This is a genomic window from Cellulomonas sp. P5_C6 (assembly GCF_054049635.1).
The window spans coordinates 17,169-30,790 of record NZ_JBFULZ010000023.1 but is presented as its reverse complement, the minus strand read 5'-3'; the positions used below and the strand labels follow the sequence as shown (position 1 = coordinate 30,790).

Genomic DNA, 13,622 nt, shown 5'->3' with positions numbered 1-13,622 from the left:
CGGGCCTGCCCACGCAGGCCGGCCCGGTCGCGCCACCAGACAGGAGTTCCCCATGGCAGCCTCTGCCCCCGCGCTGCAGACGGACGACGTCGCCGTCGCCTTCCCGCGCCGCCGCCGCCGCAAGCTCGGCGTGTACGGCCTGCTCGTCCCCGCCGCGATCCTCATGGGCGTCGCGCTCGGCTACCCGCTGGTCCGCCAGTTCGTCATCTCCTTCCAGGAGTACGGCCTGCGCCAGCAGTTCGGCCAGCCCGCCGAGTGGGTCGGCCTGCAGAACTACGTCGACCTGCTGACCGACCCGTACGTGTGGGCCGTCATCGGGCGCTCGATCGCCTTCTGCCTGGTCAACGCCGCCGTGACGATGCTCATCGGCATCGCGTTCGCGGTCCTCATGTCGCGGATCAGCACGTTCTCGCGCATCACGCTGCAGGTCTCGCTGCTGCTGGCCTGGGGGACCCCGGTGCTCGCCTCGATGACCGTGTGGCAGTGGCTCTTCGACTCGCAGTACGGCGTCATCAACTGGGTCCTGGCCCACGTCTTCGGCCTCGACGACATGGCCGGCCACTCCTGGATCATCCAGCCGCTGTCCTTCTACTTCGTGGCGACCGTCATCGTCGTGTGGATGTCCGTGCCGTTCGTCGCGTTCTCCGTGTACGCCGGGCTGCTGCAGGTCCCCGAGGAGACGATGGAGGCCGCCCAGCTCGACGGCGCCTCGTCGCGCCAGCGGTTCTGGAACATCACGATCCCGATGATCCGGCCGGTCCTCTCGATCGTGCTGCTGCTGCAGGTCATCTGGGACCTCAAGGTCTTCACGCAGATCTACGTGCTCCAGCGGGCCGGCGCGCCGACGCGCGAGACCAACCTGCTGGGCACCCTCATCTACTCGTACGCCAAGGAGTTCTCCATGGCCGGCGCGCTCGCCACGATCATGCTGGTGCTGACGCTCGCCCTGACCGGCTTCTACATCCGGCAGATGCTGAAGGAGGACGAGCTGTGAGCACCGTCGACGTCCCGGCACCCGCGCCGCAGGCCACCCCGAGCGAGATCCCGCTCGGCAAGCAGCCACAGTCGTCCGAGGCCGGTCGCGCGCAGTCCCGCGGTGGCCGCCGCGCCCTCGGCGCCCTCGCCGTCGTCCTGGCCGTGGTGTGGGTCTTCCCCATCTACTGGATGATCAACAGCGCGTTCCTGCCGCTGAACAAGCTGCAGACACCGAACCCCACGTTCTTCCCGCTGGGCGGCACGCTGTCGAACTTCCGGCGCGTGCTGAACGACCCCACGTTCTGGGCCGCGATGCGCGTCTCGCTGGCGGTCGTCGTCATCGTCCTGATCGCCGCCCTGATCTTCGCGTTCCTCGCCGCCCTCGCCGTCAGCCGGTTCCGGTTCCGCGGGCGCAAGGGCTTCATCCTGACGATCCTCGTCGTGCAGATGATCCCGGCCGAGGGCCTGTTCATCTCGCAGTACCAGATGCTCGACGGCTGGAACCTGGTGAACAAGGTGGCCGGCCTGGCGCTGGTCTACACCGCGGCGATCCTGCCCTTCACCATCTGGATGCTGCGCGGGTTCGTGGCCGGGGTGCCCATCGAGCTCGAGGAGGCCGGGATGGTCGACGGGCTCTCGCGCACCGCCGCCTTCTTCCGGATCACGTTCCCGCTGCTCGCCCCCGGTCTGGTCGCCGCAGGCGTCTACGGGTTCCTGCAGGCGTGGAACGAGTACACCCTGGCTCTCGTCGTCATGACCGACCCCGCGCAGCGCACGCTGCCGCTGTGGCTGCAGGGGCTCGTCGAGTCCAACCGCGCCACCGACTGGGGCGTCGTCATGGCCGGCTCGGCGCTCATCGCGATCCCCGTCATCGTGTTCTTCTTGTTCGTGCAGAACAAGATGACGTCCGGGCTCGTCGCGGGTGCGGTGAAGGGCTGACGTGAACGCGCAGGGGATCCCGACGCCGCACGAGCGGGTGTCGGACGGGGGAACGCGCCCGTGGTCGGTCGGGCTGGACGTCGGCGGCACCAAGGTGCTCGGGGTCCTCATGGACGCCGGGGGCGTCGTGCGGCACCAGCTGCGCTCGGCCACCGTCGGCGGGGCGGACGGGGTGGTCGACACGGTCGTGTCGGTCGTCGAGGAGCTCGCCGCCAGCGCCGGTGTGCCCGTCGCCGAGCTGGCCGGGGTGGGCATCGGCCTGCCGGGCGTCGTCGACGCCGCCGACGGCACGGTCGAGCACGCGGTCAACCTCGGCATCGAGCAGCGCACGCCGCTGGCCGCGCTGGTCGCGGCCCGGCTCGGGCTGCCGGTGCGGGTGGAGAACGACCTCACCGTGGCGGTCGTCGGCGCGGCCCACACGGTCGACGGCCAGCACGCGGCGTCCGACGCCGACGTCGTGCACGACCTCGCGTTCCTCGCGCTCGGCACCGGTCTGGCCGCCGGGCTGCTGCTCGAGGGCCGGCTGCGCCGGGGCTCGACGGGCGGCGCGGGGGAGATCGGTCACCTGACGCTCGTGCCCGACGGTCTGCCGTGCAAGTGCGGGCAGCTGGGCTGCCTGGAGCAGTACGCCTCGGGGTCGGCGCTCGACGCCGCCTGGCCGAGCCGATACGGTCGGCCCGCGCCCGAGGAGCTCTTCGTCGCGGCCGAGGCCGGTGACCCGCAGGCGATCGAGATCAGGGAGCGGTTCGCCTGGGCCGTCGCCGCGGCCGTGCGGATCCTGGTCCTCACCTGCGACGTCGAGCTCGTGGTCATCGGCGGTGGCGTCAGCGCCCTCGGGCAGCCGCTGCTGCGCGCGATCACCGCGGAGCTCGAGCGCGAGGCCCAGGCGTCGCCGTTCCTGGCGTCCATGGGGCTCGCGCGACGCGTGAGCCTCGCGCCTGCCGACGTCCCGGTCGGCGCCGTCGGTGCGGCGCTGCTGGGCAGAGGGGAGTACGTCTGATGGAGGTCGTCATCGCGCCCGGCCCCGAGCTGGGCCGGCTCGCCGCCGCCGCGATCGAGCAGCTGGTGCGCGCGCAGCCCGACGCGGTGCTGGGCCTGGCGACGGGCTCGAGCCCGCTGGCCGTCTACGACGAGCTGGCCCGCCGGCACGTCGAGCACGGGCTGTCGTTCGCCCGCACCCGCGCCTTCATGCTCGACGAGTACGTCGGTCTCGCGGCGGACCACCCCGAGCGGTACCGCAACGTCATCGAGCGGGAGATCGCCTCCCGCGTCGACTTCGCCCCGGGTGCCGTGCAGGGCCCGGACGGGCTCGCCGACGACCTGGTCGCGGCCTGCGCCGCGTACGAGGACGCGATCGCCGCGGTCGGCGGCGTCGACCTGCAGATCCTCGGCATCGGCACCGACGGGCACATCGCGTTCAACGAGCCGGGCTCGTCGCTGGCCTCGCGCACGCGCATCAAGACGCTGACCCGCCAGACCCGCGAGGACAACGCACGGTTCTTCGGCGGGGACATCGACCTGGTCCCGCAGCACTGCCTCACCCAGGGGCTCGCCACGATCATGGCCGCGCGGCACCTGGTGCTCCTGGCGACGGGCAAGGGCAAGGCCGAGGCCGTGCACCAGCTGGTCGAGGGGCCCGTCAGCGCCATGTGGCCGGCGACGATCATGCAGCACCACCCGCACGTCACGGTGCTCGTCGACGACGCGGCCGCGAGCCGCCTCCAGCTCGCCGACTACTACCGCGAGACGTTCGCCGCGAAGCCCGACTGGCAGGGGCTCTGAGCCTGCGCGGTGAGGTTCCGCACGCCGGACTCACCCGGGGAGCGTCGGACCCCCGACGTACACTCGTCGCCATGAGCGAGCCCCTGCCTCCGAGCACCGGACCCGACGACCCGTTCTCCTCCGACCCGGGTACGTCGACCAGCGTGCTGGAGCGCGAGGAGACCCGCGAGCAGGTCGAGCCGGGTGACCACGAGCGCTTCGCGCACTACGTGCGCAAGGAGAAGATCCTCGACTCCGCGCTGAGCGGCAAGCCCGTCATCGCGCTCTGCGGCAAGGTCTGGGTGCCGGGCCGGGACCCGAACAAGTTCCCGGTCTGCCCGGTCTGCAAGGAGATCTACGAGGGTCTGCGCGAGCCGCAGGACGGCGACAAGAACGAGGGCGGCAAGGGCTCGGGCGGCGGTCGCAAGTGGGGCTTCGGCCGGAACCCCGGCAGCGGCGGCGCGTGACGGCCGCCCCGCGTCCGTCGTCCCTCCCGTCCACCCACGCCTCCTCGTCGGCGGCCTCGCAGCTCCCGCCGGCGTTCCCCGCGCGTGCGCCGTGGGGGACCGCGGGCAAGCTGCGCGCGTGGCAGGCCGAGGCGATCGAGCAGTACCGCATGGCGAACCCGCGGGACTTCCTCGCGGTCGCCACGCCCGGGGCGGGCAAGACGACGTTCGCCCTGCGTATCGCCACCGAGCTGCTCGAGGCGAAGCTGGTCCGGCGCGTGACCGTCGTCGCGCCCACGGAGCACCTCAAGCGGCAGTGGGCCGACGCCGCCGCGCGGGTGGGCATCACGCTCGACCCCAACTTCAGCAACGCGCAGGGCCGGCACGGCCACGGGTTCGACGGTGTCGCGGTGACGTACGCGCAGGTGGCCAGCAAGCCCGCGCTGCACGCGGCCCGCACGGCGGCGGCGCCCACCCTGGTGATCCTCGACGAGGTGCACCACGGCGGTGACGCGCTGTCCTGGGGCGACGCCGTGCGCGAGGCGTTCGAGGGGGCCACCCGACGGCTCGCGCTGACGGGAACGCCGTTCCGGTCCGACACCGCGGCCATCCCGTTCGTGCGCTACGACCGCAAGAGCGACGGCATCCGGCGCAGCGTCGCCGACTACACGTACGGGTACGGCGACGCGCTGCGCGACCACGTCGTGCGCCCCGTGATCTTCCTGTCGTACAGCGGCTCGATGCGGTGGCGCACCAAGGCCGGCGACGAGATCAGCGCGCGCCTCGGCGAGCCGCTCACCAAGGACATCACCGCGCAGGCGTGGCGCACGGCGCTCGACCCGAACGGCGAGTGGATCCCCAGCGTGCTGGCGGCGGCGGACAAGCGGCTCTCCGAGGTCCGCCKGGCCATCCCCGACGCGGGCGCGATGGTCATCGCGACCGACCAGACCGACGCCCGCGCCTACGCCGGCCACCTCGCCCGGATCACGGGGAGGTCGCCGACCATCGTGCTGTCGGACGACGACGGCGCGAGCGACCGCATCGACGAGTTCTCCGCGGGCGACTCCCGCTGGCTGGTCGCSGTSCGGATGGTSTCSGAGGGSGTCGACGTGCCMCGGCTGGCSGTCGGCGTCTACGCCACCAGCACSGCGACGCCCCTGTTCTTCGCGCAGGCCGTGGGCCGGTTCGTCCGCGCCCGGCGRCGSGGCGAGACCGCSTCGGTGTTCCTGCCCAGCGTCCCGCAGCTGCTCGCCCTGGCCCACACGCTCGAGCTCGAGCGCGACCACGCCCTCGACCGCCCCAAGACGCTGGAGGAGCAGGGCGTCGACGTCGGCCTCGACGACGACGCGCTGGCCGAGGCGAACCGCGAGCGCAACGGGCCGGACGAGATCGGCCCCGACGGCAAGCAGGGGGCGTTCGAGGCCCTCGAGGCGCAGGCGTCGTTCGACCGCGTGCTGTTCGACGGCGGCGAGTTCGGCACCGGGGCGGAGATGGGCTCCGAGGAGGAGCTCGACTTCCTCGGGCTGCCCGGGCTGCTCGACGCCGACCAGGTCTCGGCGCTMCTGCGGCAGCGGCAGGCGGACCAGATCAGCGGTCGCAGGAAGGTGGCCGAGCCCGTGGCGGAGATGGACCACCGCAAGCAGGCGGAGCTGCGCAAGGAGCTCTCGCAGCTGGTCGGGGCGTGGGCGCGCAAGAGCGGGCAGCCGCACGGGTCCGTGCACAACGAGCTGCGACGGCGGTGCGGCGGGCCCGAGGTGGCGCTGGCCGACCCCGACCAGCTCACCGCGCGGGTCGCGATGGTCCGCGGGTGGTTCGTCGGCAAGCGCTGATCCGCCGGCGGGCGAGTCGGCTACTCGGGTTTCACCCGGTGCCGCAAGGCCCGTCTCAGTATGTGGTCACCCCCAAAAAAGGGTAAAGCCGCAGGTCACAGCCCTGGACGCGCGCCCACATAGCATTTCGGTTCTCCCGCGCAACTTTTCGTTCGACGTGCCGAGGGGGTCCGACGCTGCCAGATTTGATCTGTTGCACACGGCGCCGGGTACCCCCGGATGCCCGATAGGTGACCACAGATCGAAAGGGTCAACCCATGCCTACCTGGCTCATCCTCATCCTCGTCGGTGTCGTCCTCGTCATTCTCGGCGTCGCGACCACCATCGGACACTGGCTCATCTGGATCGGCGTGATCGTGCTCGTCGTCAGCCTGATCCTCGGACTCGTCGGTCGGCGCGGCTCGCGGGTCTAGCCAGGCCGGGTAGCGCCCGCGTGTCCATGACCGCGGACCGCTCCCGGCCACACCGCCGCGGCGCCGACGCCTGACGACGTCGGGCGCCCGCGGCACCAGCAGCACGGCAGCCGACGCTGCGGCTCGGGCCCTCTCAGTCCTCGAGCCGCAGCGTCACCGTCGGCACCGCTGCCTCGTCGGCAGACAGTCGTCGCGCCCCGCGCGGCAGCTCGTCCCGCGAGGCGCGGTGCCGTTCTGCTGCCACCCGGACGCCGTCGGCGCCGACCCAGCGCGGATCGACGACACCGTCGGTGGCCAGCGGGACCAGCAACGGCCGCAGGGACGGGTCCGTCGGCGCCCAGCCGCGCACGTCGGCATCGGCACCGGTGACCAGCACCTCCTCGACCGCCCGCCCGTCGCCGTCGCGCCGGCGGGCCGCCGACTTGCGGCCGCCCACGCTGACCTTGCCGCGCGCCGCCTTGGCCACCGGGGCGAGCGCGCCGTCGGCCCCCTCGCGGGCGACGAGCTTGTAGACCATCCCGCAGGTCGGGGCGCCGGAGCCGGTTACCACGGAGGTGCCGACGCCGTAGCTGTCGACCGGCGCGACCGCGAGCGCGGCGATCGCGTACTCGTCGAGGTCGGACGTCACGACGATCTTCGTCGCGCGGGCGCCCGCCTCGTCCAGCTGGGCGCGGACCTCGTGCGCGAGGACGCCGAGGTCGCCGGAGTCGAGCCGCACGGCCCCCAGCTCGGGGCCGGCCGCGGCGAGCGCGTTCTCGACCCCGCGGCGCACGTCGTACGTGTCCACCAGCAGGGTCGTGCCGACGCCCTGCGCGGCCACCTGGGCCGTGAAGGCCTCCTTCTCGTCGTCGTGCAGGAGCGTGAAGGCGTGCGCGGCCGTGCCGATCGTCGGCAGGCCGTACCGCCGCCCCGCCTCGAGGTTCGACGTCCCGGCGAAGCCTGCGACGACGGCGGCCCGCGCGGCGGCGACGGCGGCCTCCTCGTGCGCGCGGCGCGAGCCCATCTCGAGGCACGGCCGCTCGAGGGCCGCGCTGGTCATGCGGGACGCGGCCGACGCGACGGCCGAGTCGAAGTTGAGGATCGAGAGCACCAGCGTCTCGAGCAGGACCGCCTCGGCGAACGTGCCCTCGACCACCATGACCGGCGACGACGGGAAGAAGACCTCGCCCTCGGCGTACCCGGCGATCGAGCCGCCGAACCGGTAGCCCTCGAGGTAGGCGAGCGTCGCGTCGTCGACCACGCCGCCCTGCGCGAGCCAGTCGAGCTCCGCGGCGCCGAACCGGAACCGCTCGAGCGACTCGAGCACCCGGCCCGTCCCGGCCAGCACCGCGTACCGCCGGCCGTGCGGGAGGCGGCGCGTGAACACCTCGAAGACGCACCGGCGCTGCGCGGTGCCGTCGGCCAGCGCGGCCTGCAGCATCGTGAGCTCGTACCGGTCGGTCAGGAGCGCGGCGCTGGGCGCCTGCGGGGCCGTCATGGCCCCAACGTAGGCGGACCGCCGCGACCGCGCGTGCCCACCCGACACATCTCCCACCTACAGTGGACGGCGTGCCAGTGCAGACCCTCCCCGACGCCGACGTCGAGGAGGCTCAGGAGGCGGCGGTCGCCGATCCGTGGGTGACCATCGTGTGGAACGACCCGGTCAACCTCATGAGTTACGTGACGTACGTGTTCGAGTCGTACTTCGGTCACTCGCGGCAGAAGGCCGAGCGACTGATGCGCCAGGTGCACGAGCAGGGGCGGGCCGTGGTCTCGACGGGTTCGCTCGAGGCGATGGAGGTCGATGTGCAGGCGATGCACGGGTTCGGTCTCTGGGCGACCCTCCAGCGCAGCGGGCAGTGATGCGGGGGTTCAAGCGTCGTCGGGGGATGTACGCCGCGCGCCTGGACGACGACGAGCGCGGGGTGATCGCCGCGCTGGTCGCGGACGTGGCCGAGCTGCTGGGTGCAGGGCGGCTCGAGGCGCCCGACGCGGCGACGATCCCCGCGGCGGACGGCACGCCCCGCATGAGCCTCGAGCCCATCACCCCGCCGTCCGACCCCGCGGTGCGCCGGCTGCTGCCCGACGCCTCCCGGGACGACCCGGAGGTCTCCGCCGAGTTCCGTCGCCTCACCGAGGACGACCTGCGGGCCGACAAGATCGCGCGGCTGACCAGGCTCTGGACCGCCCTGACGACGCCGACGGAGGGCTGGCGGGCCGACGCGTTCGTCGTCGACCCGCTCGACGCCCGGGACGTCGCCGGGGCCCTGACCGACCTGCGCCTCGTCCTGGCCGAACGCCTCGACATCCGCACCGACGAGCAGGCGGAGCGGCTGTACGACTCGCTCCTGGTCTCGCCGCAGGCACAGATCGACGACGCCGCGCCCGAGGAGCTGGACCCCGCAGCCCGTCGCTACCTGGTCGCCGTCTACGGCGCGCTGAGCTGGCTGCAGGAGTCGCTGGTCGAGATGCTGCTGCACGACCTGCGCGCCTCCGGGCGTCCGGCGGGACCGTGACCGCGCAGCCGTTAGGCTCGTCCGCGTGAACGACGCCCCGATCGGCATCTTCGACTCCGGCGTCGGGGGGCTCACCGTGGCACGGTCGATCCTCGACCAGCTGCCCCAGGAGTCCACCCTCTACATCGGCGACACGCTCAACACGCCCTACGGCAGCAAGCCGCTCGCCGCGGTGCGGGCGCACGCGCTCGAGGTCATGGACGACCTGGTCGACGCCGGCGTGAAGCTGCTGGTGATCGCGTGCAACACGGCGTCGTCGGCGATGCTGCGCGACGCCCGCGAGCGGTACACGCTGCGCCGCGGGATCCCCGTGGTCGAGGTGATCCTGCCGGCAGCCCGCCGCGCCGTGTCCGCCACCCGGTCCGGGCGGATCGGCGTCATCGCGACGAAGGCCACCGTCGAGTCGCGGTCCTACGACGACGCGTTCGCCGTSGCCCCGGGGATCGAGCTGACCACGCAGGCGTGCCCSCAGTTCGTGCCGCTGGTGGAGGCGGGGATCACGTCCGGCCCCGAGGTCCTGGCGYTCGCGCACGAGTACCTGGACCCGGTCCGGGAGGCGGGCGTCGACACCCTCGTCCTCGGGTGCACGCACTACCCGCTGCTCACCGGCGCGATCTCGTACGTCATGGGCGAGGAGGTCACCCTCGTGTCGAGCGCGGAGGAGACGGCCAAGGACGTGTACCGCACGCTGGTCGCCCACGACCTCGAGCGGGACCCGGCCGCAGGGGCGCCCGTTCACCGGTTCCTCGCCACCGGCGACCCGGCGCAGTTCCGCACCCTCGCGCGGCGGTTCCTCGGCCCCGAGGTCGAGAGCGTCGAGTCCAGCGCGGCGCTGCGATGAGGCTGACGGTCCTCGGCTGCGCCGGTTCGTTCCCCGGTCCGGACTCCGCGGCGTCGGGCTACCTCGTCCAGGCCGACGACGCCGAGGGGCGCACGTGGACGGTCCTGCTCGATCTCGGCAACGGTGCGCTCAGCGCGCTGCAGCGGTACGGCGACCCGACCCGTCTCGACGCGATCGGGCTGTCGCACCTGCACGCCGACCACGTGGCGGACCTGGCGGTCCTCAACGTGCTGCGGCGCTACCACCCCGACGGCCCGTGCGACCCRGTCGCCGTGCACGGTCCGGCGGGCACCACCGAGCGGCTCGCCCAGCTGTCCGGCAAGGACCCGGCCACCAGCACGGACGGCCAGTTCGACGTCGTCGAGTGGCAGGCGGGGTCGCCGGTCGCGGTCGGCCCCCTGACCCTGGAGCCGGTGCCTGTCGAGCACCCGATCCCGGCGTTCGGCGTCCGCGTCACCGGGCCGAGCGACCTGGACCCGGCGCGGACCGTGACGCTCGCCTACACCGGCGACACCGACGCGTGCGCCGGCCTCGACACCCTCGCCGCCGGCGCCGACCTCCTGCTCTCCGAGGCCGCGTACCTCGAGGGGCGCGACGACGCCCTGCGCGGCGTCCACCTGACCGGCCGGCGGGCGGGCGAGGCCGCGGCGCGCGGAGGCGTCGGACGGCTGGTGCTCACGCACATCCCCGCCTGGAACGACCCCGCGACCACGCGGGCGGAGGCCGCCGCGGTGTACGACGGCCCGATCGACCTCGCCGCACCGGGCGGCGTGCACGTCCTGTAGCCCGGACGCCGTCGGGGCCTGTCGGGCCGCGCGGTTAGGCTCCTCGCCATGACTTCTGCTCCGTCCACGTCCTCCCTCGCGCGCGTCCGGGCCGACGGCCGCGCCCCCGACGAGCTGCGCCCGGTGACCCTGACCCGTGGGTTCCTCGAGGCCGGGGAGGGCAGCGTGCTGGTCGAGTTCGGCGGCACCAAGGTGCTCTGCGTCGCCTCGTTCACGCCCGGCGTGCCCCGCTGGAAGAAGGGGTCCGGCGAGGGCTGGGTCACCGCGGAGTACTCGATGCTCCCGCGGGCCACGAACAGCCGTTCCGACCGCGAGTCGGTCAAGGGCCGCATCGGCGGGCGCACGCACGAGATCTCGCGCCTGATCGGCCGGTCGCTTCGGGCGATCATMGACGTCTCGGCGCTGGGTGAGAACACGATCGTGCTCGACTGCGACGTGCTGCAGGCCGACGGCGGCACGCGCACGGCGTCGATCACCGGCGCGTACGTCGCGCTCGTCGACGCGGTCGCGTGGGCCGTCGAGAACAAGCACATCCCGAAGAACAAGGTCGTGCTGCGCGACTCGGTCGCGGCGGTGAGCGTCGGCATCGTCGACGGTCAGCCGGTGCTGGACCTGCCGTACGTCGAGGACGTCCGCGCCGAGACGGACATGAACGTCGTGGTCACCGGCTCGGGCACGTTCGTCGAGGTCCAGGGCACGGCCGAGCACGCGCCGTTCGACCGTGCGGAGCTCGACTCGCTGCTGGACCTCGCCGTCGCCGGCACCGCGCAGCTCACGGCGCTGCAGGTCGCGGCGCTCGCGGCTCAGCCCGGCGACGGCTCGGCCACCCGGCTCCCGCGGTGAGCGTGCCGACCGGCGCCCGGCTGGTGCTCGCCACCCACAACGCGCACAAGGTCGGTGAGCTGCGCGCGATCCTGGCGCCCGTGCTGCCCGGGCTCGACCCGGCGTCGGTGGTCGGGGCCCGGGACGTCGGCGCTCCCGAGCCGGTCGAGGACGGCGTGACGTTCGCCGAGAATGCGCTGCTCAAGGCGCGTGCGCTCGCGGCGTTCACGGGTCTGCCGGCGGTCGCGGACGACTCCGGGCTGGCCGTCGACGTCCTCGGGGGCGCCCCCGGCATCTTCTCGGCCCGCTGGGCCGGGCGGCACGGCGACGACGCGGCGAACCTCGACCTCCTGCTCGCGCAGCTGGCGGACATCGCCGCACCGCACCGCGGCGCCCGCTTCGTCTGCGCCGCCGCGCTCGTCACGCCCGACGGCTTCGAGCACGTCGAGACGGGCACGCTCGAGGGTGTCCTGGCGGACCGGCCTCGCGGCACGGGCGGCTTCGGGTACGACCCGATCCTGGTGCCGACGGGCGAGACCCGGTCGTGCGCCGAGCTGACGCCCGAGGAGAAGAACGCGATCAGCCACCGCGGCACCGCGTTCCGTGCCCTGGTGCCCACGCTGGTCCGGGTGCTCGGCGGATGACCTGCGGTGAGTGAGACCGTCCAGCTCGTCGCGGAGGCCGTCACGTACGGCTACCCCGGGCACCCCGTGCTCGACCGCGTCGACCTGACGGTCAGCGCGGGGGACCGGGTCGGCGTGGTCGGCGAGAACGGCGCGGGCAAGACGACCTTGCTCCGGCTGCTCGCAGGCGAGCTGGCCCCGCAGGCCGGGACCGTGCGACGGTCGGGCTCGCTGGCCTCCGTCGAGCAGGAGCTCGACGCGCCCGGGGGCGCGACGGTCGGCACGTTCGTCGGCGAGGCGCTGGCCGGAGTCCGCGCCGCCGCGGGCGAGCTCGAGGCGGCGATCGCCGCGTTCGACCACGAGTCCGGCGACCTCGCGYGCCTGACGGGAGCGGTCGCGCGCTACGAGAACCTGGCCGCCTGGGACGCCGACCGGCGCGTCGACGAGGCCCTCACGCGCTTCGGCGCCCCGCGGGACCCGCAGCGGCGGCTCGACCAGCTGAGCGTCGGGGAGCGGTACCGGGTGCGGCTGGCGTGCCGCGTGGGTGAGCGCGCCGACGTGCTGCTGCTGGACGAGCCGACCAACCACCTCGACGCCGCGGGGATCGACTACCTCACGTCGCAGCTGCGCCAGTGGCCCGGCGCCGTCGTCATCGTCACCCACGACCGCCGGCTGCTCGACGACGTGATGACCGCGATCCTCGACCTCGACCCCGCGATGGACGGCCGGCCCGCGCTGTACGGGGCGACCAGGTACTCGGACTACCGGTTCCTCAAGAGCCAGATGGTCCGCRGGTGGCGGGCGCGGCACCGGGCCGAGCGCAAGCGCGCGCTGCAGCTGGCCGAGCGGCTCGACTCGACGTACGAKAACCTCTCCGACGAGTGGCGGCCGCCCAAGGGCTCGCAGGCGCACCGACGGGCCACCCGGGCGCGCGGCCACGTCAAGGCGGCGGACCGGCTGATCCAGAAGCTCGAGGCCGAGGCGGTCGAGGTCCCCACGCCGCCGCTCGTCCTCACCTTCCCGGACCTCCCCTCGCTGCCGCCCGAGCCGCAGCCCGGGCCCCTGCTCGACCTGCGCGCGCCGCTGGTGGTCGGTCGGCTCGACCTCGCAGGCGTCCGCATCGACGTGCCGGCGTGCGGGCGCCTGCTGGTCACCGGCCCCAACGGCTCCGGCAAGTCGACGCTGCTCGCCGCGCTCGCGGGATCCGTACGCCTCGACCGCGGGGCCCGCACGATCGCACCGGGCGTCCGCCTCGGGGTGCTGGCGCAGGAGGGTCCGACCGAGCACGCCGCGGCCGTCATCGCCCACCCGCGCGCCGCCGGCGTGGCCGAGCAGCTCTCGGGGTTCGACGCCTACGCCCGCCACGCGCTGACCCTGCTCGACGCCGGGCTGCTCGACCCGGGTCAGCTGGTGCCCGTCGCGGCGCTGGGCCTGCTCACCGAGGACGACCTGGACCGCCCGCTGCGCGAGCTCTCCGTCGGCCAGCGGCGCCGGTTCGACCTCGCGTGCGCGCTGCTGGCCGCACCGCACGTGCTGATCCTCGACGAGCCCACCAACCACCTGTCCGTCGGGCTGGTCGACGAGCTGACGGCCGCGCTGCGGGCCACCTCGGCCGCCGTCGTCGTCGCCACCCACGACCGTCGGATGCGCACCGACCTCGCGGACTGGCCCGAGCTCACCCTGGGCTGAGCCG

Annotated in this window: 15 protein-coding genes; 14 read left to right on the top strand and 1 reads right to left on the bottom strand. The window is 73.6% G+C overall.

Annotated features, from left to right (window positions below; all coding sequences use genetic code 11):
• The first annotated feature begins 52 nt into the window (after positions 1–52).
• From ACXJKG_RS04550 to ACXJKG_RS04520, 7 genes are all read left to right on the top strand, one after another.
• Complete coding sequence (locus ACXJKG_RS04550) at positions 53–994, top strand: carbohydrate ABC transporter permease (RefSeq protein WP_456844571.1); 942 nt, start codon at positions 53–55, stop codon at positions 992–994.
• A 47-nt stretch (positions 995–1,041) separates the two neighbouring features.
• Positions 1,042–1,914, top strand: coding sequence for a carbohydrate ABC transporter permease (locus ACXJKG_RS04545; protein WP_456844573.1), 873 nt, complete (start codon positions 1,042–1,044; stop codon positions 1,912–1,914).
• A 1-nt stretch (position 1,915) separates the two neighbouring features.
• Positions 1,916–2,914 (top strand): ROK family protein, encoded by a 999-nt coding sequence (locus ACXJKG_RS04540; RefSeq protein WP_456844570.1) that lies wholly within the window; start codon positions 1,916–1,918, stop codon positions 2,912–2,914.
• The gene (nagB, locus tag ACXJKG_RS04535; RefSeq protein WP_456844569.1) at positions 2,914–3,696 is read left to right on the top strand and encodes a glucosamine-6-phosphate deaminase; all 783 of its coding nucleotides are present in this window, start codon (positions 2,914–2,916) and stop codon (positions 3,694–3,696) included. The genes ACXJKG_RS04540 and nagB overlap by 1 nt, the downstream gene beginning before the upstream one ends.
• A gap of 71 nt (positions 3,697–3,767) precedes the next feature.
• Positions 3,768–4,142 (top strand): DUF3039 domain-containing protein, encoded by a 375-nt coding sequence (locus tag ACXJKG_RS04530; RefSeq protein WP_456844568.1) that lies wholly within the window; start codon positions 3,768–3,770, stop codon positions 4,140–4,142.
• On the top strand, positions 4,139–5,950 hold the full coding sequence (locus ACXJKG_RS04525; RefSeq protein WP_456844567.1) for a DEAD/DEAH box helicase: 1,812 nt from the start codon (positions 4,139–4,141) through the stop codon (positions 5,948–5,950). The genes ACXJKG_RS04530 and ACXJKG_RS04525 overlap by 4 nt, the downstream gene beginning before the upstream one ends.
• A 257-nt stretch (positions 5,951–6,207) precedes the next feature.
• Positions 6,208–6,363, top strand: a complete 156-nt coding sequence (locus ACXJKG_RS04520; RefSeq protein ID WP_456844566.1) for a hypothetical protein — start codon at positions 6,208–6,210, stop codon at positions 6,361–6,363.
• Positions 6,364–6,496: 133 nt separating this feature from the next.
• Here ACXJKG_RS04520 and ACXJKG_RS04515 read toward each other — a convergent pair whose 3' ends face one another.
• Positions 6,497–7,840 (bottom strand): nicotinate phosphoribosyltransferase, encoded by a 1,344-nt coding sequence (locus ACXJKG_RS04515; protein WP_456844565.1) that lies wholly within the window; start codon positions 7,838–7,840, stop codon positions 6,497–6,499.
• A gap of 71 nt (positions 7,841–7,911) precedes the next feature.
• Here ACXJKG_RS04515 and clpS point away from each other — a divergent pair, with 71 nt between their 5' ends.
• From clpS to ACXJKG_RS04480, 7 genes are read left to right on the top strand one after another with little or no spacing between them, the layout of a single operon-like run.
• Positions 7,912–8,205 (top strand): ATP-dependent Clp protease adapter ClpS, encoded by a 294-nt coding sequence (gene clpS, locus ACXJKG_RS04510; protein WP_456844564.1) that lies wholly within the window; start codon positions 7,912–7,914, stop codon positions 8,203–8,205.
• Positions 8,205–8,858, top strand: coding sequence for a DUF2017 domain-containing protein (locus ACXJKG_RS04505; protein ID WP_456844563.1), 654 nt, complete (start codon positions 8,205–8,207; stop codon positions 8,856–8,858). Before clpS ends, ACXJKG_RS04505 begins: the two co-directional genes overlap by 1 nt.
• A 25-nt stretch (positions 8,859–8,883) precedes the next feature.
• Positions 8,884–9,699 carry a glutamate racemase gene (murI, locus tag ACXJKG_RS04500; RefSeq protein WP_456844562.1) on the top strand — a complete coding sequence of 272 codons (816 nt, stop codon included), beginning with the start codon at positions 8,884–8,886 and terminating at the stop codon, positions 9,697–9,699.
• On the top strand, positions 9,696–10,484 hold the full coding sequence (locus ACXJKG_RS04495) for an MBL fold metallo-hydrolase (RefSeq protein WP_456844561.1): 789 nt from the start codon (positions 9,696–9,698) through the stop codon (positions 10,482–10,484). Before murI ends, ACXJKG_RS04495 begins: the two co-directional genes overlap by 4 nt.
• Positions 10,485–10,532: 48 nt before the next feature.
• The gene (rph, locus tag ACXJKG_RS04490) at positions 10,533–11,327 is read left to right on the top strand and encodes a ribonuclease PH (protein ID WP_456844560.1); all 795 of its coding nucleotides are present in this window, start codon (positions 10,533–10,535) and stop codon (positions 11,325–11,327) included.
• Complete coding sequence (rdgB, locus tag ACXJKG_RS04485; protein WP_456844559.1) at positions 11,324–11,950, top strand: RdgB/HAM1 family non-canonical purine NTP pyrophosphatase; 627 nt, start codon at positions 11,324–11,326, stop codon at positions 11,948–11,950. Before rph ends, rdgB begins: the two co-directional genes overlap by 4 nt.
• Before the next feature lie 6 nt (positions 11,951–11,956).
• A complete protein-coding gene (locus tag ACXJKG_RS04480; RefSeq protein WP_456844558.1) occupies positions 11,957–13,618 on the top strand; it encodes an ABC-F family ATP-binding cassette domain-containing protein in 1,662 nt (553 codons plus the stop codon).
• The last annotated feature ends 4 nt before the right edge of the window (positions 13,619–13,622 follow it).